This is a genomic window from Trichocoleus sp. DQ-U1 (assembly GCF_039961925.1).
GTDB lineage: Bacteria > Cyanobacteriota > Cyanobacteriia > Cyanobacteriales > FACHB-T130 > FACHB-T130.
The window spans coordinates 86,087-113,075 of sequence record NZ_JAMPKB010000010.1 but is presented as its reverse complement, the minus strand read 5'-3'; the positions used below and the strand labels follow the sequence as shown (position 1 = coordinate 113,075).

At 46.4% G+C, this 26,989-nt stretch carries 26 protein-coding genes; 14 read left to right on the top strand and 12 right to left on the bottom strand.

The window, feature by feature from the left end; all coding sequences use genetic code 11:
* The first annotated feature begins 69 nt into the window (after positions 1–69).
* Entirely contained in the window at positions 70–1,320 is a 1,251-nt protein-coding gene (locus NDI34_RS06710; RefSeq protein WP_348232223.1) for a PQQ-binding-like beta-propeller repeat protein, read from the top strand.
* Here the strand turns inward: NDI34_RS06710 and NDI34_RS06705 are convergent.
* The 3 genes from NDI34_RS06705 to NDI34_RS06695 are packed head-to-tail and all read right to left on the bottom strand — an operon-like array spanning position 1,317 to position 4,379.
* Positions 1,317–1,985 (bottom strand): hypothetical protein, encoded by a 669-nt coding sequence (locus NDI34_RS06705; RefSeq protein ID WP_348232222.1) that lies wholly within the window; start codon positions 1,983–1,985, stop codon positions 1,317–1,319. The two genes, NDI34_RS06710 and NDI34_RS06705, sit on opposite strands and share 4 nt — an antisense overlap.
* 41 nt (positions 1,986–2,026) lie before the next feature.
* Positions 2,027–3,160, bottom strand: coding sequence for a WG repeat-containing protein (locus NDI34_RS06700; RefSeq protein WP_348232221.1), 1,134 nt, complete (start codon positions 3,158–3,160; stop codon positions 2,027–2,029).
* A 40-nt stretch (positions 3,161–3,200) separates the two neighbouring features.
* Complete coding sequence (locus tag NDI34_RS06695; protein ID WP_348232220.1) at positions 3,201–4,379, bottom strand: tetratricopeptide repeat protein; 1,179 nt, start codon at positions 4,377–4,379, stop codon at positions 3,201–3,203.
* A gap of 420 nt (positions 4,380–4,799) precedes the next feature.
* On the opposite strand from NDI34_RS06695, the gene NDI34_RS06690 reads away from it, so the two are divergent.
* From NDI34_RS06690 to NDI34_RS06655, 8 genes are all read left to right on the top strand, one after another.
* The gene (locus tag NDI34_RS06690; RefSeq protein ID WP_348232219.1) at positions 4,800–6,068 is read left to right on the top strand and encodes a DUF1517 domain-containing protein; all 1,269 of its coding nucleotides are present in this window, start codon (positions 4,800–4,802) and stop codon (positions 6,066–6,068) included.
* 204 nt (positions 6,069–6,272) lie between these two features.
* Positions 6,273–6,758: a 2-C-methyl-D-erythritol 2,4-cyclodiphosphate synthase gene (gene ispF, locus NDI34_RS06685; RefSeq protein WP_190412330.1), complete on the top strand. Its 486-nt coding sequence runs from the start codon at positions 6,273–6,275 to the stop codon at positions 6,756–6,758.
* A 104-nt stretch (positions 6,759–6,862) separates the two neighbouring features.
* A complete protein-coding gene (locus tag NDI34_RS06680) occupies positions 6,863–7,360 on the top strand; it encodes a hypothetical protein (RefSeq protein ID WP_348232218.1) in 498 nt (165 codons plus the stop codon).
* Positions 7,357–7,956 (top strand): PIN domain-containing protein, encoded by a 600-nt coding sequence (locus NDI34_RS06675; RefSeq protein ID WP_190434540.1) that lies wholly within the window; start codon positions 7,357–7,359, stop codon positions 7,954–7,956. The genes NDI34_RS06680 and NDI34_RS06675 overlap by 4 nt, the downstream gene beginning before the upstream one ends.
* Before the next feature lie 31 nt (positions 7,957–7,987).
* Positions 7,988–9,787, top strand: a complete 1,800-nt coding sequence (locus NDI34_RS06670) for an ABC transporter substrate-binding protein (protein ID WP_348232217.1) — start codon at positions 7,988–7,990, stop codon at positions 9,785–9,787.
* The gene (locus tag NDI34_RS06665; RefSeq protein WP_348232216.1) at positions 9,750–11,618 is read left to right on the top strand and encodes an ABC transporter substrate-binding protein; all 1,869 of its coding nucleotides are present in this window, start codon (positions 9,750–9,752) and stop codon (positions 11,616–11,618) included. The genes NDI34_RS06670 and NDI34_RS06665 overlap by 38 nt, the downstream gene beginning before the upstream one ends.
* Positions 11,619–11,677: 59 nt before the next feature.
* The gene (gene larB / locus NDI34_RS06660; RefSeq protein ID WP_190434342.1) at positions 11,678–12,460 is read left to right on the top strand and encodes a nickel pincer cofactor biosynthesis protein LarB; all 783 of its coding nucleotides are present in this window, start codon (positions 11,678–11,680) and stop codon (positions 12,458–12,460) included.
* Positions 12,461–12,561: 101 nt separating this feature from the next.
* On the top strand, positions 12,562–12,780 hold the full coding sequence (locus NDI34_RS06655) for a hypothetical protein (protein WP_190434334.1): 219 nt from the start codon (positions 12,562–12,564) through the stop codon (positions 12,778–12,780).
* A 137-nt stretch (positions 12,781–12,917) separates the two neighbouring features.
* Here NDI34_RS06655 and NDI34_RS06650 read toward each other — a convergent pair whose 3' ends face one another.
* Positions 12,918–13,487: an HdeD family acid-resistance protein gene (locus NDI34_RS06650; protein ID WP_190536333.1), complete on the bottom strand. Its 570-nt coding sequence runs from the start codon at positions 13,485–13,487 to the stop codon at positions 12,918–12,920.
* A gap of 249 nt (positions 13,488–13,736) precedes the next feature.
* Between NDI34_RS06650 and NDI34_RS06645 the strand changes: the two genes are divergently transcribed.
* Both NDI34_RS06645 and NDI34_RS06640 read left to right on the top strand, forming a co-directional pair.
* Positions 13,737–14,300: a Uma2 family endonuclease gene (locus NDI34_RS06645; RefSeq protein ID WP_190412337.1), complete on the top strand. Its 564-nt coding sequence runs from the start codon at positions 13,737–13,739 to the stop codon at positions 14,298–14,300.
* A 248-nt stretch (positions 14,301–14,548) separates the two neighbouring features.
* A complete protein-coding gene (locus NDI34_RS06640; RefSeq protein WP_348232215.1) occupies positions 14,549–15,154 on the top strand; it encodes an EcsC family protein in 606 nt (201 codons plus the stop codon).
* Positions 15,155–15,176: 22 nt separating this feature from the next.
* Here NDI34_RS06640 and NDI34_RS06635 read toward each other — a convergent pair.
* The 5 genes from NDI34_RS06635 to NDI34_RS06615 form a co-directional block, all read right to left on the bottom strand.
* Positions 15,177–15,991 (bottom strand): IS5 family transposase gene (locus tag NDI34_RS06635; protein ID WP_190987173.1). Its coding sequence is split into 2 segments (ribosomal slippage): positions 15,177–15,625 and positions 15,625–15,991, totalling 816 coding nucleotides; the frame shifts between segments, so codons are not numbered across the junction.
* Positions 15,992–16,211: 220 nt separating this feature from the next.
* Positions 16,212–16,775, bottom strand: coding sequence for a Uma2 family endonuclease (locus NDI34_RS06630; RefSeq protein WP_190987171.1), 564 nt, complete (start codon positions 16,773–16,775; stop codon positions 16,212–16,214).
* Between the two features lie 92 nt (positions 16,776–16,867).
* Positions 16,868–17,410 (bottom strand): Uma2 family endonuclease, encoded by a 543-nt coding sequence (locus tag NDI34_RS06625; RefSeq protein ID WP_348232214.1) that lies wholly within the window; start codon positions 17,408–17,410, stop codon positions 16,868–16,870.
* A 166-nt stretch (positions 17,411–17,576) separates the two neighbouring features.
* Entirely contained in the window at positions 17,577–18,812 is a 1,236-nt protein-coding gene (locus tag NDI34_RS06620) for an LL-diaminopimelate aminotransferase (protein WP_348232213.1), read from the bottom strand.
* Positions 18,813–18,918: 106 nt separating this feature from the next.
* Positions 18,919–19,494, bottom strand: a complete 576-nt coding sequence (locus NDI34_RS06615; protein ID WP_348232212.1) for a hypothetical protein — start codon at positions 19,492–19,494, stop codon at positions 18,919–18,921.
* Positions 19,495–19,953: 459 nt separating this feature from the next.
* Here NDI34_RS06615 and NDI34_RS06610 point away from each other — a divergent pair, with 459 nt between their 5' ends.
* On the top strand, positions 19,954–21,270 hold the full coding sequence (locus NDI34_RS06610) for a HEAT repeat domain-containing protein (protein WP_348232211.1): 1,317 nt from the start codon (positions 19,954–19,956) through the stop codon (positions 21,268–21,270).
* A gap of 20 nt (positions 21,271–21,290) precedes the next feature.
* On the opposite strand, the gene NDI34_RS06605 is transcribed toward NDI34_RS06610, so the two are convergent.
* From NDI34_RS06605 to NDI34_RS06595, 3 genes are all read right to left on the bottom strand, one after another.
* Positions 21,291–23,108, bottom strand: a complete 1,818-nt coding sequence (locus NDI34_RS06605; protein ID WP_348232210.1) for an ATP-binding protein — start codon at positions 23,106–23,108, stop codon at positions 21,291–21,293.
* A gap of 2 nt (positions 23,109–23,110) precedes the next feature.
* On the bottom strand, positions 23,111–23,476 hold the full coding sequence (locus NDI34_RS06600; RefSeq protein WP_190528729.1) for a response regulator: 366 nt from the start codon (positions 23,474–23,476) through the stop codon (positions 23,111–23,113).
* Between the two features lie 105 nt (positions 23,477–23,581).
* On the bottom strand, positions 23,582–24,541 hold the full coding sequence (locus tag NDI34_RS06595; RefSeq protein WP_348232209.1) for a diguanylate cyclase: 960 nt from the start codon (positions 24,539–24,541) through the stop codon (positions 23,582–23,584).
* 251 nt (positions 24,542–24,792) lie between these two features.
* On the opposite strand from NDI34_RS06595, the gene NDI34_RS06590 reads away from it, so the two are divergent.
* Positions 24,793–25,791, top strand: coding sequence for a LysR family transcriptional regulator (locus NDI34_RS06590; RefSeq protein ID WP_190434311.1), 999 nt, complete (start codon positions 24,793–24,795; stop codon positions 25,789–25,791).
* Between the two features lie 80 nt (positions 25,792–25,871).
* Complete coding sequence (locus tag NDI34_RS06585; protein WP_348232208.1) at positions 25,872–26,945, top strand: anthranilate phosphoribosyltransferase family protein; 1,074 nt, start codon at positions 25,872–25,874, stop codon at positions 26,943–26,945.
* Positions 26,946–26,989: the final 44 nt, after the last annotated feature.

The following is a 26,989-nucleotide window of genomic DNA, read 5'->3' as shown; positions in this document are numbered from 1 at the left end:
TGGAGAAAATCAGCCGGGTTTAGTTTGTTCCAAATTATGATTTTCTCAGGTTGAAGTGGAGTCGTCCCGGTGTTAAAAAAGCTTTTCAAATATGTACTGGTAGGTGTAGTGCTGGTGCTGGGCTACCACGCGATCGCTTCTGCCATTAGTGCGGCATCGACTCGTCAGCCTGTGTGGTCAGTAAACCTACACGCTAGTACGGCACCAATCGCAACAGAGAACCGATTGCTGGTGCCAACGGGGAATACAAAGCCCTCAGCACTTCAATCACTCGATCCGGCAACCGGGAAGGTGCAATGGCTCAGTCAGCAGCCGATTGGCAGGGTGTTTGCTATAGAGGGTAATACTATCTATGCCAGCGATTTCGGGCTACTGCCACTAGTTGACGATCCCAAAAACCTGGTGACGCTTGATGCCAACACAGGCAAGACAAAAGCAGTATTGCCACTTGACAATTCAGACTTTGCGGGAGCAATTGGAGTATTTCAGGGAGCCTTCATTCTCAACAGTTATGTCAAACAGGGAGTAGAGAGCGATCGCAACGAAATTTCTGCCCGTACTCCAGATAAACTGCTCTGGAAGTTTGTCACCCCCAAAGACAGTATGGTTTCTACCTTTGAGAGTGTGGACTCCAAATCGCCTGTGGTTCAAAATGGGGTAGTGTTTTTGCCCATCTTAGTTAATCCCAGTACACCGCAAAGAGGATACCAACTCACCGGATTGGATGCCGCTACCGGAAAAGTCCTCTGGACTTGGAACACCTCAGCCGAGCTAACGGATGTCACAGTTTTAGGAGACACTGTATATCCGGCAGTGTATAGCAAAGACCGTGCAGGAAAGGAACCCGGTTGGGTCAAGGCACTCGATTTAAAAACGGGCAAGGAACGCTGGACTCATACGATGCGGGGCGGTGAAGCCAAGCTAGCGAGCGATCGCGAAGTCTTCATCTGGGATGGTGATGCCAAGACGAGTACGCGATTTGTCGTTTTGGATTGGCAGACTGGGGCTATGCTTCGGCAATTTACCTTATCTCGCCAGGATCGGCAAGAACCCAGACCCATCGCTCTGGCAGACAATATTATTTACACGGCTGATATGGAAATCGAAGGTGTCAGCGCTCTTGGTTTCTATGGTTCAGCAAAGAACCATAGTCGGGTGAATGCCTTCGATGCCACAAGCGGACAGGTGCTTTGGCACACCCCGACACTCCGTGAAAGCCATATTTATCGATTTGTTCTGAATGGCGATCGCTTGTTCTTAAGCAGTAACGGGCTAGAAAACAATGTCCAGAGTGTTGTGCAGTCCTTTTCTACTCGCTAGAACCGCTGACGCAAACTCCAGACCAGAAACCCGCCTGAGATCGCAGCGTAAAGCACAACGCTGACAGATGCGATCGCCCAAAAGAATGGATTCCAAGCACTCTGGCTGACATCAATCCCCATCGGGCCGATAAACCTTTGCAGCACATCGATACCGATACTACTTGCGATCGCGCCAGCACCACTGATTATCACCCACCAACCTGCTTGCGGCACTTTTGTTCTCAGCACCAGCCACTGTGCTACCCCCAGCAAGATGCCGTAGATGCCATCAAACAAAAACTGAGGCAGCACAGACATCGTGGGCATCATGCCACCTATCAAGCCGGAAGCTGGGGGCATAAGAGTCACTGCCCATAGCCCGTTAATTACCGCCAAGGCGATCGCACTTCCCAAACTGGTTGCCAGCACCCAGGAGCGAATAGATGGGAGCCACTGCTTTAAAACCAGCCATTGAGCAGTTCCGCCTAAAGCACCGCCGATCAGTCTAAACACGATGAGGATCAACAAAAGGCTAGTGCTACCCCCAGTGAATCCTCCCCCTGTCGCTGATGCAACCGCTCCGGCAACTCCGTCCACAATGATTTGCAGCAGTTTAGCCACGACGCAGGCAACTAACCATTGCCACAAAAGTTTCTTCCATGCCAAAGATTTGTCGATCGTCACGCTCAATCACTCTTTAAGTCATTTATTCTGTCAAATGTGGCTTATTTTAAGGGCAGATTATTGGCGACAAACCCCCATTTGCCGTCGTGATAAACAGCTGCCAGACCTTCAGAAAACTTTGTCGCTACATCAAATTGAGGGGTAATCATAAACTTGCCAGTTTTATCAATAAAACCCCATTTACCACCCTGAGCAGCGGGTGCCAGCCCCTGAACAAATTGGTCTGTCTCTTCAAACTGCGGTGAAATAAGGATTTTCCCTGTTTTATCGATGTAACCCCATTTACCCGCCTGATTGATGGCTGCCAGTCCTTCAGAGAAATTTATCGCTTGGTCAAACTGAGGAGAGATAATCATCTTTCCTGCTTTATCAACATAGCCCCATTTTCCCTGTTTTTGGACAGCAGCTAATCCTTCAGAAAAAGGAGTACAGTCATTAAACTGGAGTGGGATAGCAACCTTACCTTTACTGTCAATATAGCCACATTTCTTGACTTGTCTGACGGCTGCTAAACCCTGAGAATATGCGACTGTCGCCTCAAATTTGGGTGGAACAATAAACTTGCCAGTTTTATTAATAAAGCCCCATTTCTTGCCCTGCTGAACCTCTGCCAATCCCTCAGAAAAAGGCATAGCGGGTAAAATCTGGGCATCAAACTGAGGAGGAATAATAAACTTGCCAGTTTTGTCAATGTAGCCAGTTTTGCCACCCTGCCGGACGGCTGCCAGCCCTTCGGAAAATCCACTACAACGCTCAAACTGTAACGGGATGGCAACTTTACCTGTTTTACTGAGATAGCCACATTTGCCAGTAAAACCGCCCAGTTGAACATCTACCAGTCCCTGAGAAAACGAGCCAACAATATCAGGTGCTTCCTCTCCTTCGCCATTGTCAGGTCCAACCCTAAATTTGAGAGGAATGATGAACTTACCAGTTTTGTCGATAAAGCCCTTTTTGCCCTGTTGTTCAACCTTAGCCAGCCCATCAGCAAATGGGTAGACATCATCAAACTGAGGAGCGATCGCCAGATTCAGAGTTGCTTTGGTTACAAACATCTGCTCATCTGTTACATCGGCGGAAGCTTTTTGAGTTTGAGGACACAGACTTATAGCCAGTAGCAAGAATCCACCAGATAGGACAGCTCCACTTAAGGGATGTATAGATGTTTTGTTCACAAGCAAAATCTCTCAATGTTGCAGATGATGGATTGAAGAATCATCGTTGTTTTTTACCTTGATTTTTCCCTTGAGTAGATGCTAATTGTTTCTCTGCCTGTTGCAGACTCTGACGCGCATCTGCATCGTTAGGGCTGAGTTTTAGACCTTGCTTAAAAGCTGCGATCGCTTCCGGTAACTTTTTCTGTTTCATCAAAGCTATTCCCAAAAGGCAATAGATGTCACCATTTTTATCTTTCTTTTTAGATTTCCATTCAATCCCTTTACGGTAAGTAGCAACTGCCTCATCTAATTTGTTTTGTTTAACTAGAACCTGTCCCAACCCTTGATAAGCATCTGTATAGGAAGGATAGAGTTCAATCGCTTTGCGGTAAGCCGCGCTCGCCTCATCTAATCGGTTTTGTTCAGCCAGTATCCACCCCAGCCCTTCGTAAGGTGGATGGTAATTAGGTACAACCTGAATTGACTTTTGGTAGGCAGCAATCGCTTCTTCTGGTTTTTTCTGTATAGCCAAAGCATCGCCTAAACGCAGGTATGTCAGGTTGGCCTTTGGGTCTAACTCAATCGATTGGCGATAAGCTGCTACTGCCTCATTTGTTTTTTCTTGTGCCAGCAAGGCGTTACCTAAGTGGTAGTATGCATCGTCATTCTTCGGTTCTAGTTCAAGCGTTTTGCGAAAACTTGCCTCTGCTGCGACCCATTGACGTTCGTAAGTGAGAGCAAGCCCCAACCATAGATGATTCTTAGCTTTTGTAGGTTGCTGTTTGGCAGCTTTGCGACAAGGTGCGATCGCTTTTGCACTTTCTCCTTGTTCCACTAACGCAAAACACAGACCAAAGTGGGCATCAACCAACGTTGGGTCAAGTTGCAGAGCTTTGTTATAAGCTAATACAGCTTCGCTGAGCATCTTCGGTTTGGTGAATAGCCACTCCCATGCCAAAGATTGTTGTTGTAACTGGCTAGCGATCCGAATACCTTTACCTGAACTTTCCCAGAATGTCATGTAGGCATTGCCAAGGTTAAGAAAGGCTTGAGGATCTGTAGGCATCGCTTGAGTCTTTTGGCGATAGGCAGCAATCTTTTTTTGATCTGCTTGCACCTGCCTCAAGGTCTGGTAGTCTCTGAGAAAAAACCAGCCGTAGTAAGCTCCTACCGCTAGACCCAAACCAAGAATAGAGAAAATAAAAATTTTCCGAGGTTGCTTTATTTTAAAAATCATAATTATTTTTTAATATTTACTGACTCTAATCCGATTATCCGAAAAAGTTCAGGAATTGGTAAGATAATAGGTGAAAATTATTTTTGATGTATAGATTTAATAGATTATTAAGTATTCTTTGATTTTAATGAACTAAACTAAAAAATAATTTATTTTTCCTAAGCGTGAGCTTTTTCTCGACTCATTGAAAATTTTGCCGCCGGGTTTTATTCACATAATAATCTCCGCTTTATTGTAAGTGTCCACTCACCCAGAATTCTGATATCTAGCCATTAATCTAGCACTCCGAACCTAAATTAATTCTAAAATCTTCTTTTAATGAATTAATGTAAAGATATCCGCAGATTGACTGCAACCTTATCACCTCGACAATAGCGGCAAGGAAAAGCTAGCGTAGAGGAGAAGAATGGAACGGCGAAAATGCTACGAAACGTAAAACTTCAGTTGCTTTGGGCTACAGTCCTGAGTTTCACGGTAGTCAACAGTGTGAATATTCATCTGCCCATTGGCAATCAAGAAACCGGGCTGAAGATTGGCAATGAAGCCGAGGCTAGAAGTAGTGGTGGACGAAGCGGTGGCGGCTCTTTTCGCTCTTCACCGTCACGTTCTAGTTCCAGCCCCAGTCGCTCCAGTAGCGGTAGTAGCTCCTCTCCCAGAAACTCTACACCGTCGCAGTCCAGTAGGGGCAGTACAGGTGGGCGAGCAGGCGGCGGCTCTTTTCAAAGAACCACTCCCCCGCCGTCCTCAGTGAGAACTCAACCGACGCGCCCGAACTCGTCTTGGAATGAACCTTACTATAGACAACCGGGAAGCACTGTCATCGTGCCGGTTCCCGTTGCACCGCCGCCCGTCTATACCTATCCCAACAGCGTTCCGCCGAATTATTATCCCAATAACGTTCCGGCGAATCAATCAACCTACCCTCAAACTGCGCCGGGAACTGCAAATTCTGTTCCTGCTCAAGTACCAACCAATTCTGGCTATTCTTCTACCGCTAGTAACTCATCGAGTGACTTTCCTTGGCTTTTCTTATTGATGTTGTTGGCAGTTGGGAGTATTGGGCTTTGGGCTTATTTCATCTTTTTGAAGAAGAAGGGTGGGAGTGCGGCTCAAGAGCTAGAGAATGATACGGTTACGGTCAGCAAGATACAGGTGGCATTGCTGGCTCAAGCTCGAAGTATTCAATCTCAGCTGACGGAACTGAGCCTGAATGTGGATACCGACACTTCTGAAGGGTTGATGCAGCTGCTACAAGAATCAGCTTTGGCACTATTGCGATCGCCCGAAAATTGGACTCATGTATTAGCGACTTCGCAGACGGTGAAAAGTCGAGAGGACGCCGAGGCAATTTTCAACCAAGTTTCTATACAAGAACGCAGCAAATTTAGTGCGGAAACCCTTACAAATGTGGGTGGTAGAGTCAGACAACAAAAACCCGCGATGCCTGACTTGGATGATGGCCCAGCAGCTTATATTGTGGTCACGTTGCTCGTCGGAACAGCGGATGACAAGCCGTTATTTGAAGAAATTCGCACCGCTGAAGCTTTGAAGTCAGCTTTAGAGAAAGTAGCGTCCATCTCCCCTGACTACCTGATGGTGTTTGAACTGCTATGGAGTCCCCAAGCGGAAACCGATAGCCTTACCTACGATGAGCTATTAACTGAATACACGGATATGGCGCAGATATAGTCGCAGCGTTTAGTCCTACCGCTTGCAAAAGTCCTTCGATGCCCTCAGACTGTAAGTTTGGGGCTATACAAACAAAGCCTGCCGACCCAGGCTTCAAGCCGAAATAATTTTATAGTCTCGCGTTGCGCGGACTTCGTTTGTGTAGCTGCGGCTTCGAGTCGCCAAGCCAAGTATTTTTGCTGAAATTTTGCTGAAAACGGATAAATGGCTAAGATTCGCATCGGAAACGGTTACGATATTCACCGCTTAGTTACTGGGCGTCCTTTAATTCTGGGAGGAGTGAAGATTGAGCATGAATTAGGATTGCTGGGGCACAGCGATGCCGATGTGCTGACTCATGCGATTATGGATGCGATGCTCGGTGCCCTGAGTTTAGGCGATATTGGTCATTATTTTCCCCCGACAGATCCCCAGTGGGCAGGGGCTGATAGTCTGGAACTGCTCAAGCAGGTGCATCAGCTAATTCGGGAACGAGGTTGGCAAATTGAGAATATTGACTCAGTAGTAGTGGCAGAACGTCCGAAACTGAAGCCGCATATTGAGAAGATGCGCGATCGCTTATCCGATGTCCTAGAATTAAAACCCGATCAAGTAGGCATCAAAGCCACTACAAATGAAAAGTTAGACTCAGTTGGGCGCGAAGAGGGAATCGCAGCTTATGCTGTAGCCTTACTGGTAGCTTCTGATTAACTTGGCTCAAAGCTATCGAGTCAAAAGGTTGAAAATGTCTAGGATAGGAATGAACGAGAGGCGGATAAGACAGAGACTCTCAACGCGCTGGGAGCATTAAGGCAATGGAAGCTGGAAGATTTGAACTGGCTCAGGGCGATCGCACTTTGCAATATCGTCCTGATATTATTGCCCGCAACTGTAAAGGGCAAACGGTTTTAGTCGTTGAAGTCGCAGCTACTAAACTTAAAAAGAGTAAAGCCAAAAAACAATGGGCGATCGAGTACCTCAAGTCGTACCTGCAAATTGGGAACCCGAAAATTCCCTTTGCTATGCTGGCTGATCTTGAAAACATTGAAATTTTTCAATGGGACGGTGCTAATTTATCGGAACCCGTTATTCTACTTAAGACTGCTGCGGTGCTTAGCCATTATGACCGCGAATTTAGCAGTAAACGGATATTTGAGCGATACTTGACGACGCTCGTGCAAGCGTGGGTGCGAGACTTAGCCTATCATTGGAAGTCAGAAACCCCGCCAGCATCAAAAGAATTGGCAGCTATCGGTTTATTGCCGGTGCTGGAAGATGCAGAGACTTACTTTGAAGGTGGCGCTTCTTGGTGATACTTTACGTTGAGACTAATTTCTTGATGAGCATTGCCACAGGACGCGACTCCCAAGCGAATACTTTGCTACAGAATCCGACCGCATCAGTCCAGATAGCGATACCAAGTATTTGCTGTATGGAATCTCTCTCAGCGTTAGAGGACGAAATAAAGCGCCGCAATCGTTTCATGAATGAACTGAATAATCAAATCAGCCAGTTACGTCGAGATGTCACCTCATCCCACGCCAAGTCTCTCCTTTCCCATTTAGAACAGTCCCTAATTGAGAATGAGGCGTTACTAAATGATGTCGAAAATCGTCTCTTCCAAGTCCTCGATCATCTCAACACCAAAGCAGAGATGATTCCATTAACTGGCGATATGCTTCAGGAAAGCTTGGATACACGTTTGATCGAAAAAGACCCTACGGATAACTTGATTTTGCACTGCATTCTTAATCATGCACGCCTGCATCCCACAGATAGGAAAGTGTTTCTCAGCGCCAATGTCAAAGAATTTAAACTGCTGCAAGTACAAGCGGCTTTGCAGAATGCTGGTGTGGTTAAGTATTTAACTTGCACACAAGATTTCTTCGGTTGGCTACAGACTCCCTAAGTTTTAATTAATACTCTTACAGACAAAAATTATGAAATTCTCTGCTACTATTCCCCTAATCTGGGGTCGTTTGTTAGCTCTCATACTGGCGATGATAAGCGCGATCGCGCTCCATAGCTGTAGCCTGAATCAATTTAATACAAAAGCCGCTCAGGTGCCGCAGTTGGTGGACAGTATTCTGCAAGATCCAAAAACTTTTAACTATGTTCTAAGTCAAGAATCACCCAACGTTTTTAGCTTAATTTACGAAGGGTTAATTACTGAAAACGGCAATGGTGAACTTGAACCCGCCTTAGCTGAATCTTGGGAAGTCGCCCCAGACAAAAAGCGAATTGTTTTTACCATGCGGGAGGGCTTGAAATGGTCTGATGGTCAACCACTGACCGTTGATGATGTCATCTTTACTTACAATGAACTCTATTTCAACGAAAAAATTCCTACTGATATTAGAGACATTCTAAAGATTGGCAAAGATCGCCTGCTGCCTACTGTCCGTAAACTTGATGAACGACGGGTTGAATTTACAGTTCCAGAACCTTTCGCCCCGTTTTTGCGCTACACCGGACTTGCAATTTTACCTGCTCATGCGCTGCGAGAATCCATTGTCACTACAGATTCAGATGGAAAACCCAAGTTTCTGTCTAGCTGGGGAATCGACACCGATCCCAAAAAAATTATTGTCAATGGAATGTATCAGCTAGAAAACTATCAAACTAGCGAGCGGGTGACATTTCGACGAAATCCCTATTACTGGCGCAAGGATACTCAGGGTAATCAACAGCCATATATCGATCGCATTGTCTGGCAAATTGTCGAAAATACCGACACATCTTTTATCCAATATCGTTCTGGCGGTTTAGATACTCTGGGGATCGCGCCGGAATATTATTCTCTCCTTAAGCAAGAAGAAAACCGGGGAAAATTTAAAATTTACACGGGTGGCCCCGAACTCAGTACGACTTTTTTGGTTTTCAATTTAAATAAAGCCAAAAATTCTCAAAATCAGCCTCTCGTAGACCCCATTAAGTCTCGCTGGTTCAATCAGCTTGAGTTCCGCCAAGCGGTTGCTCACGCCATCGACCGTCAGAAAATGCTGAACAATCTCTATCGAGGGCTGGGAGAACCGCAAAACTCACCGATTTATAAGCAAAGTCCTTACTATTTATCCCCAGAGCAAGGTCTCAAAGTCTACGAATATAATCCAGAAAAGGCGAAAGAATTGCTGCGAAAAGCTGGATTTAAATATAACCCACAGGGTCAACTTTTCGATGCAGATGGCAATCGAGTTCGTTTTAGTATGCTGACCAATTCAGGGAATAAGCTGCGGGAAGCTATCGGCGCTCAGATTAAAGAAGACCTTGGCGCAGTTGGGATTCAGGTAGACTTTAATGCGATTAACTTCAATACGTTGATTGAAAAAGTTTATACCCAACGGAAATGGGATAGCTATATTGGCAAAATTGGCGGTGGCGGCATTGAGCCAAATGGCGGGGCAAACACTTGGACAACTAAAGGGGGTTTACACACTTTTAACCTAGGACCGCAAGCTGGAGAACCTCCGCTGAAGGGTTGGGAGGTTGATGACTGGGAATTGGCAATCGAAAACCTTTACATTAAAGGTGCCAGCGAACTTGATGAAAGTAAGCGGCGAGAAATATATGTCGAAAGCCAACGCATTACCCAGGAAAATTTACCCTTTATTTATCTGGTAAATCCGCTTTCAATGGAGGCAGTGCGCGATCGCGTTCAGGGCGTTAAATTCTCTGCCCTTGGTGGAGCCTTCTGGAATCTTTATGAACTCAAAGTCGCAGAAAACAAAAACATTCCGTAAACAAGGCAAAAAACAATTGGGCGCAGGGAAAAGAAAGATTAATTTCCTGCTTCCTCTTTTTCTATCTTTTTGCTTTTTGCTTTTTCCTTTTGCTTTATTCGGCTGTCACCCAACTTTACTCAAAACTCAGGCAACTGAGAAAGTATCCCAGTTGGTGACAGCCACATTAAGCGATCCCAAAACTTTTAATTGGGTACTTAATCAAGAATTTCCCCATGTTTTTCTATTCACTTACGAAGGATTAACGTCTGAAAATAGCGTTACGGGTGAAATTGAGCCTGCATTAGCTGAATCTTGGGAAATATCAGAGGATAAACGGCGAATCGTTTTTACTCTCCGAGAAGGATTGAAATGGTCGGATGGTCAGCCACTGACGGCGGATGATGTTGTCTTCACGTATGAAGATGTGGTTCTTAATAAAGAGATTCTTACCGATGCCAGAGATAGCCTAAAAATTGGCACATCTGGTGCTTTTCCGCAAGTCAGAAAGCTAGATGCACGGCGGGTTGAATTTATTCTGCCAGAACCGTTTGCTCCTTTTTTGCGAACTACAACTGGCTCAAAAAACGATGCGATCGTGATTTTGCCAAAACACGCCCTTAAGGACGCGGTAAAGTCGAAAAACTCAGAGGGAAAACCCAGGTTGATGTCTATCTGGGGAGTGGATACCAATCCAGCGGAAATAATTGTTCATGGCCCTTATAAAATAGAAAGTTACACCACTAGCGAACGGGTCGTATTTCGGCGTAACCCGTATTACTGGCGACGAGATGTACAAGGCAATCAGTTGCCTTACATCGATCGGATCGTGTGGCAAATTACGGAAAATATGGATACTCAGCTGCTTCAGTTCCGCTCTAGTGGTTTAGATACGACTGACGGGTGGGGACGATTGCGTCCAGAAGATTTTCCACTTTTAAAGCAAGAAGAAAAGCGCGGAAAATTTACAGTTTATACAGGTGGACCGCGATCCGGCACGACTTTTATTTCCTTTAATCTAAATAAAGGACGCCGGAACGGACGCCCTTTGATCGAGCCCGTTAAATCTCGCTGGTTCAATAATCTAGCATTCAGGCAAGCGGTTGCTTATGCCATCGATCGGCAAGCGATGATTAACAACACTTTGCGCGGTCTGGGTGAAATGCAAAATTCACCGATTTCTGTACAAAGTCCTTACTACATAACTCCGGCAGAAGGGCTGAAAGTCTACGAATATGATCCAGAAAAATCTAAGAAATTACTATTAAACGCAGGGTTTAAATATAATAACCAAGGTCAGTTGTTAGACGCGGATGGAAATCGCGTGCAGTTTACATTAATAACGAATGCTGAAAATCAAACCCGCGTGTCAATGGGAGCGCAAATTAAGCAAAGTTTGAGCCAAATTGGCATTCAAGTAGATTTCACCCCGATTGCCTTCAACACGCTTGTAGATAAACTCGCAAACACTCTAAATTGGGAATGTTATTTGCTCGGCTTTACTGGTGGCATCGAACCGCATAATGGTGCAAATGTCTGGTTGCCCGATGGCGGGTTACACAGCTTCAATCAGGATGCCGTATCGGGGTCAAAACCGATTCAGGGTCGAGAGGTGGCTGCTTGGGAGGCGGAAATTGGGCGTCTGTACATTAAAGCTGCTCAAGAATTAGATGAGGTCAAGCGTAAAGAAATCTATGCCCAAACTCAACGGATTACGCAGGAATATTTGCCGATGATTTATCTAGTCAACCCGCTGTCAATGTCAGCCGTGCGCGATCGCGTTACCGGGATCAAATACTCTTCTCTGGGCGGTGCCCTCTGGAATGTTTATGAGCTGAAAGTGACCGATTAAAGGCAAAATTTACATTGCCAATTCTTCTGTTTGCATTTTTATATTCTTAATTTGAAGCCGTGACTCAACCTGAAGCTTTGCAATCCTTATTAGCAGCGGTTGCCGCTGGTGACGTTAGCCCAGAAGCGGCGTTAGACAAACTCAAGCATTTTGCCTTTGAACCCGTGGGCGATTTTGCCAAAATTGACCATCACCGCACCTTGCGAACGGGTTTTCCAGAGGTAATTTGGGGGCCAGGAAAGACACCCGAACAGATTGCGGGGATTATGGAGGCGATGCGATCGCGCAACCCTATCGTTATGGCAACGCGGATTGAACCGGCAGTCTATGCCCAGTTGCAGGAAAAAGTAGCAGGTCTCCAATATTACGCTTCGGCGCGAATCTGCGCCATTGCACCTGCCACCCTAGAACCCCAGTATTCGGGCACCATTGGCATCCTCTGTGCCGGTACAGCAGACTTATCCGTCGCTGAGGAAGCAGCGGTTACGGCAGAACTCTGTGGCTTCCGGGTGCAGCGCCTCTGGGATGTCGGTGTCGCGGGTATCCACCGCCTGTTAAGTAACCGTCACGTCATTGAATCGGCGAATGTGCTAATCGTCGTTGCCGGGATGGAAGGTGCTTTACCCAGCGTCGTCGCTGGTTTGGCTGATTGTCCCGTGATTGCAGTTCCCACCAGTGTCGGCTATGGTGCGAGTTTCGGCGGACTTGCGCCACTCCTGACAATGCTAAACTCTTGTGCAGCAGGGGTGGGCGTAGTGAATATTGATAATGGCTTCGGTGCGGCTATCTTAGCTGGACAAATTTTGAGAACGGCGCACAAACTGAAATCATCTGAGCAGTAGATTGGTACTGCCCGCTCATGCTATGCGGGCGAGCAAATCACTTATATGCTGTTTAATGATGGAGAGATTTTGATGATATTTTTACCCATCAGCGAAACCCGATGCCTACCTCCAAGACAGAATCAAAGCAACTTCTAGAACGCTTAATTTTTGAAGATGAACGTCCTAAAGATTGGGTACAAGATGTTTGGGGATTGAGTCCCACTTTGGGAGAAAGTGCTGCAAAATTGTTAGAAGTTTTTGAAGCGTTGATTGAGTGCTGTCCTGAAGAGAAGTTAGAAAATTTATTGCAAACTTTGTATCAGGATTCGCTTGAGTAATTATTTTAATTAAGGACGCGATCGCACTTTTCCTGAGATAAAAGCGATCGCCATCAGGATGCGATCGCTTCTAGGGAACTTGCGGGCAATTTTCTTAAGACATTACCCACCTTACACCAGACCACAGCGCTTTAGGCTTAAGCAGCTTGGTTAGACTCATTCAAGGCAGAACGCTTATTTAGCGATAGCATCACGCGAGAAACTCCCGTGGACAGAACGCTGGCACCCACCAGGGTTCCAATTAACCAAGGGGCATTGAAGGGCCACTGGAACCAAATCATTGCGCCCAACACCAGCGTAATGATGCCGTCTGTCAGCACCCATGTCCAATTCTGTTGCGGACGCACCCGGAATGCCAGGATCAGGTTAAATACACCTTCGGTCAGCAAAAAGCTACCTAGCAACAGAGTCAGCGTCAGGACACCTGTTAAGGGGTAGAAAAATAGCATCACGCCTGTAGCAATGTAGAGGGCGCTCAACAGGAGTTTCCAAATGAAACCTCCTTGCTCGCGAGTTTGAAAGGCATAGACCGCCTTGGTCGCTCCCGCACTCGCTAAGATCAAAGCAATCCAAGTCTCAGCGACAATTGTCGAGACATTCGGTACAGCGATCGCAACTATCCCCAGAATAATCAAAAGAGCGCCCGTCAAGAGCGATCCATTAATACCTTTGTTCTTGTTGATGTCAGTAGAAACGTCGGTTGTCATACAAATTTTTTTTCTATGCACGAGTGGGCTATAGGTTCAGGCTAGAAAATTTCTCCAGAACTGGGTAGAACCTTAAGGTAGACCATCCTGCAACGCCAAGCTCTACCTCCTGATATAGTTTCCGATCGCATTTTTCCATGAATTTGTGGGAGCGATCGCTTATTCTGGCTCCTCTGGTACTTTAGACTTGATGGGAAACCTAGAATAAAAGGTAAAGCTTGTCTGATTCTGCTCTTGGAGGCTGCCGCAATGGTACAAATACCCTCTAAATCCCTCACCTTAGAAGAGTTTTTGAAACTCCCAGAGACCAAGCCTGCCAAAGAGTATATCAATGGTGAGGTGATTCAGAAACCAATGCCTAAAACTCGCCACTCCAGGGTTCAGGGAAAGTTGACGGGTACAATCAATGACGTTGTTGAGGAACAGCGGATTGCCTATGCTTTTCCGGAACTACGGTGTACATTTGGAGGACGGTCAGTTGTTCCTGATATTGCCGTTCTTCGCTGGAACCGAATTGAATTTGATGATGACGGCGAACCTGTAGATGATGTATTAATTGCTCCAGATTGGACGATTGAGATTTTATCTCCAGAACAAAGTTCAAATCGAGTAACGGGTAATATTTTGCACTGTCTCAAGCATGGTTCCCGGCTTGGATGGCTAATCGATCCGAGCGATCGCTCTGTACTAATTTTCCTACCTAACCAACAACCAGAATTATGTCAAGGAAGCGATCGCTTAGCTGTTTTAGACGGCATTGACCTGGAATTGACCGCAGAGCAAATTTTTGACTGGTTAAGAATGAGAAGTTAAACGGTTAGGTTTGTCGTGCGGAAGCGCTCGCACTTATCGAACTTGCCGCTAACTCCATTCAAGACTCACTGCATAACATCGGCATCCACTTGAATATTGTGAGAGTCCGCTGTTTGCCTTCCTTTTCTATGAATTATGAATGTTGACCAGTTATCAAGAAATCAACCTCGGTAATATTACGGTGGTCTAAGAGTTTACATTTAAAATACACTATGTGCAACAAGAATTAACTCAAAAATAAAAATAGTATGAATTCAGAAATAGAGCAGCTCCTGCAATGGATTGCCAATATTGGAATTAAAGGCTTCGGTTTTCTTCCTTCCGCAGAACAAGTAGCACAAAATCACTTAGCAAAAGCTAGTAGTGTAGAAGATGCAATTAACTCTGTAATTGCATGGCGTACTACTTCTGCTGCTGGAACAGGATTTATAACTGACTTAGGAGGAATTGCTACATTACCATTAAGTATCCCAGCTAGTTTAGCGATATCTTATGCATTAGGAGCAAATACTGCTGCTGCAATTGCAAAACTTCGTGGGTACGATATCAACTCGGATCAAGTAAGGACTATGGTACTGCTATCTTTGATCGGGGAAGCTGGAGAAGAAGTTCTACGTACAGCAGGTATCGCGATAGGAACTAAAGTTGCTAAAAATATAATTAATCAGATTCCTGGAAAAGTTCTAATTGAAATTAACAAAAAAGTTGGATTCCGGTTAATTACAAAAGCTGGAGAGAAGGGAGTGATTAACCTTAGGAAATTCGTACCTATAATTGGCGGAATTGTCGGAGCTACTTTTGACGCGGGATTTGTTAATGCTTGTGGGCAAAGTGCCAAGAGAGTATTTTGCTAAGAGCTGATTTGTAAAGTAAATCTTAAGCCGCTAATCGCCGAACCATCAGACGGATTAAGGAACCATAAATCATCGCTTCGCTCACTTCTGAATACGCCTCATAATCCTTGCTCAAGCGCCGAAATCGGTTCAGCCATCCGAAAGTCCGCTCCACAATCCACCGCTTGGGCAACTGCTCAAACGTCTGGGAGTTTCGTGCGAGCACTTCCACTCGCACCCCATCTCCACATACCTGCTCAACAGCATTGGCAAAGTTCTTGCCAGAATAGCCCCGCTCGACCCAAATTACTTCTAATTTGGACAATTTTTCCTTGGCTTCATCCAGCACAACCACCGCCCCTAATCGTTCTGAGGCGTTCGCTTCGGTTACTAATACTCCAATCAATAAGCCTTGAGAGTCCACGACGATATGGCGCTTACGTCCTTTAACCTTCTTGCCACCATCAAAACCGTAGACCTCCCCCTTTTTTCCGTCGTTTTGACGGATTGAGAATCGGCAATCGCAACGGTAGAGTGTTCCTCTCGACCTAATTGCGTTCGCAGTTCCTGGCGCACTTGGTCGTGAAGAAGTTGCCAGATACCTTTGCGTTGCCATTTGTGAAAGTAACCGTACACGGTGCTGTAGGGAGGCAGGTCATGGGGCAACATTTCCCATTGGCATCCGGTGCGTTGTACATAGAAAATGCCATTGAGAATTTCTCTAAAATTGACTTCCACCGGATGACCAAAGCCTTTGGGTTTGGGCAACAGCCGTTTCAATATCTCCCACTCGGCATCACTCAAATCGCTGGGATATGGTTTTCGTTGGGGATTGGCTATTTCAGGCAGGCGAGTCATCATGAGTGCAACTATTCAACCTGATCTAGCCTAAAATCTGCCTAAGGCGAATCCAGAAGCTTTTTAGATTCTCTTTATAAATCAGCTCTAACATTGGACAGATAACGAGCACGCTTGGGGCTAAATTATTCTGTAATTCCCTTCATTGCCCCTTCTACATTTTCCAACTGTGAAATTTTGAAATACGGCAGTAGTCTATAGAATAGACTCCCATAATCAGTTATTCTAACAACCAGCCAAATATTTCGCCTACCGTCAAGCGGAGTTCGCTAGCAAATGAAGGGACGGGAAGCTGCTGTTCTGGCTGGTCAAACACCTCTGGCTCTTGCTTGGGTTGATAAACAAATATAGTCTGTTCGTTTGGGTCAATCAGCCACCCTATTTGTGTTTCGTGTTTGAGAGAATGCAGAATTTTTTTTGTGACTTTCGTAGCACTTTGGTCAGGAGATAAGATTTCAATTATCCAATCAGGAGCTACTTGAAATACATTTGCTACACCGCCATTTTCCTTGCGGGGAATTCTCTCCCAGGTAAATACTGCTACATCTGGTACGATTGACCGTCCACCAAACGTACACCGCAGTTCTGGAAATGCTCGTGCAAGTTTTTGGGGCTTAACAACAGCATTAACAGCAATAATTAGTTCACCTTGGAGGGTACTATGTTCTCCCTGCGGCATTGGCTTTTGAATAATCTGACTATCAACGTACTCGCTGGCGGGTTCAGTTTCTGGTAGAGCCAAAAACTCTTCTAAAGTAAGAGGTTTAGCGGGTGTTTGTACCATTTGAGGTTACTCCCATTTATGCTGAATCCAAATATAGCTACGCAGGGTGAGCCTTACCTACCAAAACCATTGAGACTGATCGTTACCTATCCTCAACTTATCCGCCGTAACCAGCCAAATACTTGCTCAACTGTCAATTCTAATGGGATATCTTGGGGGACAGGCAAGCGATCGCTATCTCTCAGCAATGCCATCCGAGTATCTGACCACAGCACAATAATCACTCGTTCTGTCGGATCGATCAGCCACCCTAATTGAGTTCCTTCTTGCAGGCAAGTTTGAATTTTAGCAATCAATTTAGTGGTGCTTTGATCGGGTGAGAGAATCTCAATCATCCAATCAGGCGCACCTTCAACAGCGATATTCTCAGAAGGGACTCGGTCTTGGTGAATAACGGTAATATCAGGAACAACAGAATTACTACTTAAGATGCAGCGTAGCTCTGGAAAAGCTTCATAGGGTGAATCCGCTTGGTCAATTGCAGCCGTCAGCCGTTTCTGCAAGATGCTGTGGAAAGCTGTGGGCATAGATTTTTGATTGATTTGTCCGTCCATTAACTCCCAAGCTGGCGACTCCTCAATATTCGGCAGCTTCAGGAAGTCTTGCAGTGTGAGCCGTTGGGTAGTGGTAGCCATCAAGATTCGTAAGATTGCTTGTTACTTAGCGGTTAAAGCTAGGGTTGCGATAGGTATTGCCCACCGCAACCTTTGAAACTTATAGATTGAGTTTAACCAAGGCAGCGAGAATTGATGCTCAAAAGCGATCGCGTAACTTATGCCCCACAAGCGCGGCTTCTCTTGCCTACACTTTAAACTTCTCGGTAATCCGCTTCATCGCCTCATTCACATTTTCCCGGCTATTAAATGCCGAAATGCGGAAGTAACCTTCACCCGCAGCACCGAAACCAGAACCAGGAGTACCGACAACATTGCAGGTTTGCAGCAACTTATCGAAGAAATCCCAACTCGATAAACCATTGGGCGTTTTCACCCAAACGTAAGGCGCATTTATGCCGCCATACACCGCTAATCCGGCTGCTGTCAGTTGTTCGCGGATAATCTTGGCATTTTCCATGTAGAAGCTAACAAGCGCCTTCGTTTGCGCTTGTCCTTCCTCAGAATAAACCGCCTCTGCACCGCGTTGCACGATGTAGGAGACGCCATTAAACTTGGTAGACTGGCGGCGGTTCCACAGCTTCCACAGTTCCACATCAGAACCATCGGCGGCTTGTGCTTTCAGCGTTTTCGGCACAACTGTCAACGCACAGCGGGTTCCGGTAAAGCCTGCATTCTTGGAAAACGAGCGAAACTCGATCGCACAATCTCTTGCACCTTCAATCTCGTAGATGGAATGGGGAAGCTCTGGATCGGTTATAAAAGCTTCGTAAGCCGCATCGAAGAAAATGATTGAGCCATGAGCTTTCGCATAGTCTACCCACGCTTTTAGGTGTTCCTTGGTGGCGGTTGCTCCCGTAGGATTATTGGGGAAGCAGAGATAAATTAAGTCAACTTTCTGCGAGGGAATCTCGGCGGTGAAGTTGTTCTCTGCGGTGATGGGTATGTACACCAAGCCGCCAAACTCGCCTTTATCGTTAGCAGCGCCAGTGTGTCCCGCCATCACGTTGGTGTCTACATAGACGGGATAAACCGGATCGGTGACAGCGATCGCGTTATCGTCGCCGAAGATATCGAGAATGTTACCCGTGTCGCACTTAGAACCGTCAGAGATGAAGATTTCGGAAGCATCAACTTCGCATCCCCGCGCTTGGAAGTCGTGTGAGGCAATTTTCTCGCGCAACCAAGCATAACCCTGTTCTGGGCCATAGCCTTTGAAGGAACCGCGATCGCCCATATCTTCAACCGCTTTAATCATCGCCGTGCGACATGCTTCTGGTAGGGGTTCGGTGACATCGCCGATCCCCAGCCGTATAATTTTTGCGTCAGCATTTGCCTCTGCAAAGGCATTCACCCGTCGCGCAATTTCGGGAAACAGGTAGCCAGCTTTGAGTTTGAGATAGTTATCGTTAATCGTTGCCATGTTGAATCGCCACGAACGCCGTAAAATAGCTTACTGCCAATCGTCGCGTTACGATTCCACGGTTAATACTGTAGAGTGAATAAAGATTATAGATTGGGTCAGTGCCCTAGCGTGACTCCCCAACTACAGACAGCCAACTAGGATAAGCAAAAGAATCCTTAGCTTGCAACTTTGAACCTTGGTAAGTTTGGAATACTTGGCTGGCTACCGCTTGAAGATTATCCATCAACTTGTCATCTTCGCCTGTAGCTTCAAAAGCCAGACTCCACGAATCCTTGCCATTAATATCTAGCTGAGTGAGTTCAACAGCACAGTCTTGGTAAACACGCTGCGATCGCTCCTTCTTCACACTCATCCAAGACTCTTTTCCCACCACCTCTGCGGGAATAAAGCATTTTGAGGTGGGATCTCCACACGTCCACTTCGCCCATTTCTCTGCTTTCCCCTGCACCAAATCCCCAAAACGCAGCACTTCTAATTCGGCTTGACGCCACTTGATTTCCAGCTTTCCTTGCCGCAGTTTGATACCCAGGTAATCACAGTTAGGCAAGTATAAATACCAGTCTTCTCTGTTTTCTGGTGACTCCATCTGTCCACCGAGACTCTCTTGCTTGAACCAGCGTTCAATCTCTGTGGGGATTGTGCCGGGATAAAACCAACGTAGTTCCACCGTTATCAGCATCAGTTTATCCTACCCAAAATGTTTAGTTGCCGACTTTGAGGCTCCGTAACAGAGCAGAAATCTATTGCCATATTGATTGTAGAGAGTGGCAACAATTTCATAAAAGTATCTACCTTCAAAAAGCCTGTGTGGTTAGCAAATCTTGATTTGAAAAATTAGTTAGAGAGGAGAAAGGCTGAATTTATGTTTTTAATTATAGAATTATTCGGAAATGAAATTAATGCATTAAATTAATGCTTGATTCGCATTTGAAGCCAGGGTAAGAGTAGATTGAGGAAAATTTCTATTAGTCAAAATAAAGCAAACACAGCTTCTATAGGGATTTATCGGCAAATCTGGTATCTGACCTAAAGTCTAGGTAAACTAGCTTGTGAAGCTTAAAGGCATCCAAGTTTAGGAAACAAGGTTAGCTAGTGTGGGCTAAGCGTGTCGGGTAAAAATTCAGTAAAAGTGATTTAAATGATGTTATTAAGTGTTTTAGAGCAGGCTACGGTTGCAGCACAGCAAAAAAACTGGTCATTGCTAAACCAATGCTTGCAGCAACTGCCACTTAACAAAGCAGAGGGAAGGCAGGGAGAGTCGTTAACAGGAGAAGATTCTAACTCGCTTTACTTAGAGCAATTACTGAATCTGGCTTTAGATGTACTTGATGCAGGGGATTTTCAGGAACGGTGGGAAGTGGCGAAGGTGTTACCCAAATTAGGGGAAGGCGCGATCGCTCCTTTGATTTCCATTCTGAAAGACGAAGACGCCGACTTGGAGGAGCGCTGGTTTGCTGGTCGCATTCTGGGAGAATTTGACAATCCTGCCGTCATCACCGCCTTAGTAGAGCTGCTGAAAACATCTGAGGATGAAGAACTCACAGTGGCAGCAGCGGCTGCTTTAGCGCATATCGGCTCTCCGGCTGTGGAGGCTTTGACCGAACTATTAGCAGAGTCAGAGACACGACTGTTAGCCGTGCGATCGCTTGCTCAGATCCGCCGTTCCGAAACGATTGCGCCTCTCCTGAACGTGGTTCAAGATCCCCAATCTGCGATTCGAGCCGCTGCGATTGAAGCACTGGGTAGCTTTCACGACAGCCGGATTCCACCAGTATTGATGGATGCTTTGCAAGATCCCGCCGCGCAAGTGAGAAAAGAAGCGGTAATTGGCTTGGGGATGCGCTCCGATTTACTAGAACAATTGAATCTGGTAACTCAGCTACAACCCCTGCTATTTGACTTTAATTTGGAAGTTTGTCAGCAGAGTGCGATCGCCTTAGGACGACTGGGAACAGATGAAGCCGCCGCTGCCTTGTTTCAGGTACTTTCATCCCCGAATACGCCGCTTAGCTTGCAAGTACACATCGTGCGATCGCTCCCCCAAACAGCAGCCGCCTTGGAGTATTTGCAACAAGCCCTTTCTGTTGAGTCTCCGGTGCTATGGCAGGAAATTGTCACCGTTTTAGGGCGAGTGGATTCTCCAAAATTAGTCCCAACCGCCGCTAAAATCCTGGTGACAGCACTTGAATCAGAAAGCTCAACTGCTCAAGATCCCAAGGTTAAACAAGCGGTGGCAATGGCATGGGGACAGTTAGGAGATGCCATTGCGATCAACCAGTTAATTGAACTGTTAGCAGATCCCGATGCGGGGGTAAAACTGCACGCGATCGCTGCTCTCAAAAAATTTCCCATTGCTTACCAGCAATTACAGCAACTCGCTACCACCGAAAATCTGACCCCAGAATTAAAACAAGGAATCGCGATCGCTTTAAAAGAATGGACAGTGAATAGTTAATAGCTACTCGCTATTAACTATTAACACGGAAGCGTTACGGTAAAAGTTGTTCCTAACCCAACTTGGCTATCCACCGCTATCTTGCCTCCGTGTATTTCTACGCACCTTTTTACAATCGCCAGCCCTAAGCCAGTTCCAGGAATTTTGCCAACATTTTTGGCTCGATGAAATGTTTCAAAGAGTCGCGCTAAATCTGCTGGAGGAATGCCAATCCCTTCATCTCGAATTTGAAAATTTGCCTCACCATGCTGGCAATTCAATTCAAACTGAACAATGCCGCCTTGGGGGGAATATTTAATTGCATTTGATAACAAATTATTCAAGATTTGTCGCAGCAGTTTTTCATCCATAGAAACGATTGTCTCAAATTCGTTTTCAGTGACGGTTAAACATTCCAGATTAGAACCTTGAAGAGAGTAATTATCAGTATTTAAATTTTCAAGTTTGAATTGCGTTTGATTACTGACAAAATTTATCTCGTGCTGATTGCTAGCACTCAGTTGGATTTCTTCTACCAAATTACGGCAGAATTCTGTTAGATCGAGGGGGACTGGATTAAATTCTGATTTCCCGGCATCTGCTCTGCCGATTAAAAGCACATCTTCTAACAAATCGGTCATATTTCTCACGATGTCTTTAATCCGCAGCAAATATTTGCTTTTTTTCTCCTGAGACCATTCATTAGAGCAATGTTCTAACATATGGGCAGAAAGAGAAATTGAGGTCAGCGGATTGCGGAACTCGTGGGAAACCATTGACACAAAGCGAGATTTCAATTCACCCAATTGTCGCTCTTGTTCCAACGCCTTGTGAATTTCTTCTTCTGCTTGCTTGCGAACGGTGATGTTGCGAATAATGCTAGTAACGAGAAATCCTTGCGGGGTTTCGATGTGGCTGAGGCTGACATCTACGGGGAACTCAGTGCCATCCTTGCGTCGGGCAAATAGCTCAAACCCCACTCCCATCGGTGGGACTTGAGGTTCACAACAGGAATCAGTGCATTCTCGATCGTGTACGCGCCGGATGTAATCGGGTAGCAACATCTCCAGAGTATTCCCAAGCAATTCATCGCGCTCATAGCCAAACATTTTCTCAATTTGAGTGTTAACGAGAACGATGCGATCGCTTGCGCCAACAATCGCGATCGCGTCTGGTGCTGCTTCTAGAAATTGCCGGAATTTTTCTTCGCTTTGTCGGAGTTGGGCTTCTGCTTGCTGATGCTTGACAATTTCCTGTTGCGATCGCTCATTTGTCTCCTTTAACTCAGCATTGCGCTGTTTGAGATCCCACGAGAGTTGTCGCGTCCGCAACAACATCTCCACCCGCTTCTGCAACTCCATCTTCTCGATGGGGATGGTGACTAACTCATCAACACTCTTCCACGGGTGTCGAGTCATCAACCCCACATCCTGACGAGGAACGATCAACAGAAATGGCAGAAAAACTGGTAATTCAGCGGCTTTTCTCGCTTGTACCTCTTCCCAAAACTGCTTTAGGGCCACGCTATCTAAGACGCATAGGTCAAAAGCTGTGTTCAGGATTAAAGACTGAGGGCTAAGCGGTAAGGGTAGAACAGTACCCTGCCCGTGCTGAGTGCTGAGCAGCGCAGCCAGGGTAGGGAAACCCCGTTCCGGCTGAGAACTGAGAAGACGCCAATTTATCCCATTTTTACAAGACTGAGGATTGAGTAAAATTTCTCTGTTGTTCTCCTGCTCCTTAGCTCCTCGGCTCCCCGTCTCTTTTTCGTCAGGTAGCAATACTTCGTGATGCCCAGCAAGCCACTCTGAGAGCAGGCGGCGGTTTTCTTTTTGCTCTACAAGCAACAAAATCCGGCTCATACTTAATCTCTTAGTAGACTGCGAACGATCACTAGGAACTTTTTGACGACTAGCGGTTTAACTAATGTACTTTGCATTCCGTGAGCTAGGTTTTGCTGCTCAATCGCGACACTTTGCTTAGGCAAGAGTAGTAGAAAGGGTATTTGCCGATCCCGAATTCGTTCGCAGCATTTCCAAACACGCCGGTAAAAACCGTCTATGTCCACCAGCGCCAAACCGATTGCTTTTGACTGGCATAGGGCTAGATCGAGTGCCTCTAAAAGGTTAGCACTTTTGACACAATCCCCTTCTTTGCCGAGGAATTGAGCCACAAGTTCCAGGTAGCACGGGTTTCGCTCTGCCGCCAAAATAAACGGTCGCTCCTTCAAATTTCCCCCTTTGTTTTGGGTTCTCTCTAGTGCTATCGTAATTCAGTCATAAGTGCCGTGATATGGCTCACAATGGCTCAATATTCAGTTATTTGGATCTTGAGGTTAGCCTGAAATCGGATAAATTTTGAAGCGATCGCTTCCTTCCTCTTTTGCTACAGATAGCATCTTTTGCGCCTCAGCAATCAAGGCTTGTGGGGTGGAATTTCTCTCAGGAATTAACGTGGCAACCCCTAAACTGATAGTTACTCGGTCGCCAATCGGAGAATTCGCGTAGGAAATGTTTACATCTGCCACATTTAAACGCATTGCCTCTGCCACGACAATCGCCCCAGAGCGATTGGTATCGGGGAGAAGTGTCACAAATTCTTCACCCCCATATCGGGCGACAACGTCTCCACATCTTTTCACAGCAGCACTTAAAGCTTTTGCAACTTCTCTCAGACAATAATCGCCTCGCTGAAGTCCGTAGGTATCCTTAAAATCTTTAAAAAAATCAAGATTAATCATAATCAACGACAGAAACCTTGCCTCTCTTGCTGCACGTCTCCATTCCCGTTCTAAAATTTCTTCAAAATGATGGCGATTAGCAATTCCTGTCAGCGCGTCTCTAAAAACTAGGTCATCTACCTTTGGGTTAGACTTCTGTAAATCGGGTGCCGCTTTTAATAGCCGGTTGTCGCGGGCTTTCCCAAGCTCAAATTTAGCTCTGTGTTTCAAAATCGAACTAACTCGCGTCAGTAGTTCTGTTTTACCGATGGGTTTGATCCGATGATCGGCAGCACCAGCGATCAGTGTAAACTGCCAGTCCGTTGAGCCAGACTGGTTAGAAAGCATCAGAATGGGGATTGCCTCGTGCCGCAGCCATTCGCAAATCCGACTGTCTAGACTAGAGATATCTACGATAGCGAGACTGATTTGTGCAGAATGTCTCAAAGCTTGCTCAAACTCCTCCAAGCTGTCAGCGGTGAGGATTGGATATCCTTCCTGAATCAAGAGTTGTGCGATCAGTTGCAAGTTGTGGTGGTTTCGGCTGGCGACTAGGAGCGAGGTTTGTTTCTTCATGCTGATTCATCAGAGACTGCTAAGGGGTATCTTTTTCATCACTTATTTTGATGCGATGCCGTAGGCGATCGCTTCGCTGAGTATACGATTGGCGTATATCGTATTTATTTCCAAGGGTTTTCCCGTTCATGCTATGGTAAGACCCGCTTGTGCCACCCTGACTAAGCTGCTGTATCAAGCCCTACCAAAACAGTTAAGCAAATCCGCTAAATTCATTTCATCGGCTTTAAATGTAATTTAGGCTACATATCATGCGACTAGAGCAGTTGCAAGCCTTTCTAGCAGTTGCTGAAACCGGCAGTTTTCAGCAAGCGGCGCGAAAGTGTGGGTTCACTCAGTCCACTATTAGCAGGCAAATCCAGTCTCTGGAAACGGATCTCGGTATTTCCCTGTTTCATCGCACGGCTCAGGCAAAGCTAACAGTCGGAGGCGAACGCTTTTTGCCCCGCGCCCGCAAAATTTGTCAAGAGTGGCAACAAGCCACGCAAGAATTAGCAGACTTGTTGGCAGGAAAGCAACCCGAACTCTGTGTAGCGGCGATTCACTCGGTTTGCGCCCAATACTTGCCGTCCGTGTTGCAGCAGTTTTGCCGAGATTACCCGGCGGTGCAGCTGCGGGTAACATCGCTTGGAAGCGATCGCGCTCTCAAAGTCTTGCGAGACGGAATGGTTGATGTCGCGATCGTGATGAATAACCGCTTTTTAACGGCTAGCCCGGATATGGTGGTCGATGTCTTATACAATGAACGCATCGAAATCTTGATGGCGGCAAATCATCCTCTGACTAAGTACCAACAGGTGCCCTGGTCAGAACTCGTTCACTACCCGCAAGTGGTATTTAAGGATGGGTACGGGATGCAACGCTTGGTACAAGAGCGATTTTTGCGGCAAGGCGCTAATCTTCAGGCGGTGATGGAGTTAAATACGCTTGATGCCTTTCGCGGTGTCGTGCGGCAAGGAGAATTGATTGCCCTTTTGCCCCAGTCAGCTTTGGTAGATGCTCGCCAGGATGCAACGCTGGCGATTCGAGTCATTGATTCCACACCCGCGCCAGGGACGCCAAACTTAGCCGACTCGCTAGGAGATCCCAGCTTGTCTCGTCAGGTCGTGATGGTAACAACGCGCGATCGCTTGCTGATTCCCCCCATTCAGCACTTTTGCCAGATGGTACGCGAGTTAGTCCCGATGCAATTTGCAGGAGCGATTGGCAACACAATAATCTGTTCGGATGCTTCTATACCTGTTAACTAATGGTTAATGGCTATTGCAAAAAATCTTTTGGGAATTAGCCATTCGCAAAAACTGATAACAATTGACTACGACAAAATACTATGAGTAATGAGTTCAGGGAAATTCTGCGAAAAGTGGGTAGTGGCGTCCACACAGGCGAAAATATAAGTCGCTCCGAAGCTGAGGAAGCGACACGGATGATGCTCCTACAGGAAGCAACACCAGCGCAGATTGGAGCATTTATGATCGCCCATCGGATTAAGCGTCCCACCGGCGAAGAATTGGCAGGGATGCTAGACGCCTACGACGCACTAGGGCCAAAACTGCAACCCATCGGCTCAGAACGCCCGGTTATCGTTCTGGGGACGCCCTACGATGGGCGATCGCGCACGGCACCCGTATCACCACTGACAGCTTTAATCCTGGCAACTGCTGGACAGGCAGTGGTGATGCACGGGGGCGACCGGATGCCTACCAAGGAAGGTTTGCCACTGATTGAGATTTGGCAGGCGTTGGGTGTCAATTGGGCTGAGTTATCCCTCCCTGTCGTCCAGCAGGTGTTTGAGGCAACCCAACTCGGATTTGTTTATTTGCCCAAGCATTTCCCCCAAGCGGCGGGACTGGTTCCCTACCGCGACCAAATTGGCAAACGTCCACCCTTTGCAACGATGGAGTTAATGTGGTGTCCCTATGCAGGGGAAGCTCACGTTGTGGCGGGGTTTGTCCATCCTCCCACGGAAGGGATGTTTCAAGACTCTTCGGCATTGCGAGGCAACCCCCAGTATTTCACAGCGGTGAAAGGATTAGAAGGTAGCTGCGATTTACCGCGCGATCGCACGGCGATTATTGGAACTTGGCAACCCGGTTCGTCTCCGCAACGCCTCCTGCTTCATCCCCGTGACTACGGCTTTGAGGGAAAGGAAGTCGCCCTAGACTCCGCAACTGAATTGGTACAAGAAATGCAAGCCGTGCTGCAAGGTAACAAGAGCGAACTTATGCAAGCAGCTATCTGGAACGGTGGTTTTTACCTATGGCACTGCGGTCTCGCCCCAGATTTATCATCCGGTTTGACTCAGGCAGAAACTTTATTGGGTAGCGGTCAAGTTGCCCAGAAACTACAGGAGATTAGTCGGGTGATTTCTTCTTTAAGTTCTTCAGTCTTCAGCAGTCGGTAGAAGGAGGATTAGGAAAAAGTTTTGAGTTTTGAGTTTTGAGTTTT

What these genes read in the sequence shown, in the direction of transcription:
- NDI34_RS06695 (WP_348232220.1), bottom strand. Translation starts at nt 4,379, where the DNA reads ATGATTTTTAAAATAAAGCAACCTCGGAAAATTTTTATTTTCTCTATT.
- NDI34_RS06690 (WP_348232219.1), top strand. Translation starts at nt 4,800, where the DNA reads ATGCTACGAAACGTAAAACTTCAGTTGCTTTGGGCTACAGTCCTGAGT.
- ispF (WP_190412330.1), top strand. Translation starts at nt 6,273, where the DNA reads ATGGCTAAGATTCGCATCGGAAACGGTTACGATATTCACCGCTTAGTT.
- NDI34_RS06680 (WP_348232218.1), top strand. Translation starts at nt 6,863, where the DNA reads ATGGAAGCTGGAAGATTTGAACTGGCTCAGGGCGATCGCACTTTGCAA.
- NDI34_RS06670 (WP_348232217.1), top strand. Translation starts at nt 7,988, where the DNA reads ATGAAATTCTCTGCTACTATTCCCCTAATCTGGGGTCGTTTGTTAGCT.
- NDI34_RS06665 (WP_348232216.1), top strand. Translation starts at nt 9,750, where the DNA reads ATGAACTCAAAGTCGCAGAAAACAAAAACATTCCGTAAACAAGGCAAA.
- NDI34_RS06655 (WP_190434334.1), top strand. Translation starts at nt 12,562, where the DNA reads ATGCCTACCTCCAAGACAGAATCAAAGCAACTTCTAGAACGCTTAATT.
- NDI34_RS06650 (WP_190536333.1), bottom strand. Translation starts at nt 13,487, where the DNA reads ATGACAACCGACGTTTCTACTGACATCAACAAGAACAAAGGTATTAAT.
- NDI34_RS06645 (WP_190412337.1), top strand. Translation starts at nt 13,737, where the DNA reads ATGGTACAAATACCCTCTAAATCCCTCACCTTAGAAGAGTTTTTGAAA.
- NDI34_RS06640 (WP_348232215.1), top strand. Translation starts at nt 14,549, where the DNA reads ATGAATTCAGAAATAGAGCAGCTCCTGCAATGGATTGCCAATATTGGA.
- NDI34_RS06630 (WP_190987171.1), bottom strand. Translation starts at nt 16,775, where the DNA reads ATGGTACAAACACCCGCTAAACCTCTTACTTTAGAAGAGTTTTTGGCT.
- NDI34_RS06625 (WP_348232214.1), bottom strand. Translation starts at nt 17,410, where the DNA reads ATGGCTACCACTACCCAACGGCTCACACTGCAAGACTTCCTGAAGCTG.
- NDI34_RS06620 (WP_348232213.1), bottom strand. Translation starts at nt 18,812, where the DNA reads ATGGCAACGATTAACGATAACTATCTCAAACTCAAAGCTGGCTACCTG.
- NDI34_RS06615 (WP_348232212.1), bottom strand. Translation starts at nt 19,494, where the DNA reads ATGCTGATAACGGTGGAACTACGTTGGTTTTATCCCGGCACAATCCCC.
- NDI34_RS06610 (WP_348232211.1), top strand. Translation starts at nt 19,954, where the DNA reads ATGATGTTATTAAGTGTTTTAGAGCAGGCTACGGTTGCAGCACAGCAA.
- NDI34_RS06605 (WP_348232210.1), bottom strand. Translation starts at nt 23,108, where the DNA reads ATGAGCCGGATTTTGTTGCTTGTAGAGCAAAAAGAAAACCGCCGCCTG.
- NDI34_RS06595 (WP_348232209.1), bottom strand. Translation starts at nt 24,541, where the DNA reads ATGAAGAAACAAACCTCGCTCCTAGTCGCCAGCCGAAACCACCACAAC.
- NDI34_RS06590 (WP_190434311.1), top strand. Translation starts at nt 24,793, where the DNA reads ATGCGACTAGAGCAGTTGCAAGCCTTTCTAGCAGTTGCTGAAACCGGC.
- NDI34_RS06585 (WP_348232208.1), top strand. Translation starts at nt 25,872, where the DNA reads ATGAGTAATGAGTTCAGGGAAATTCTGCGAAAAGTGGGTAGTGGCGTC.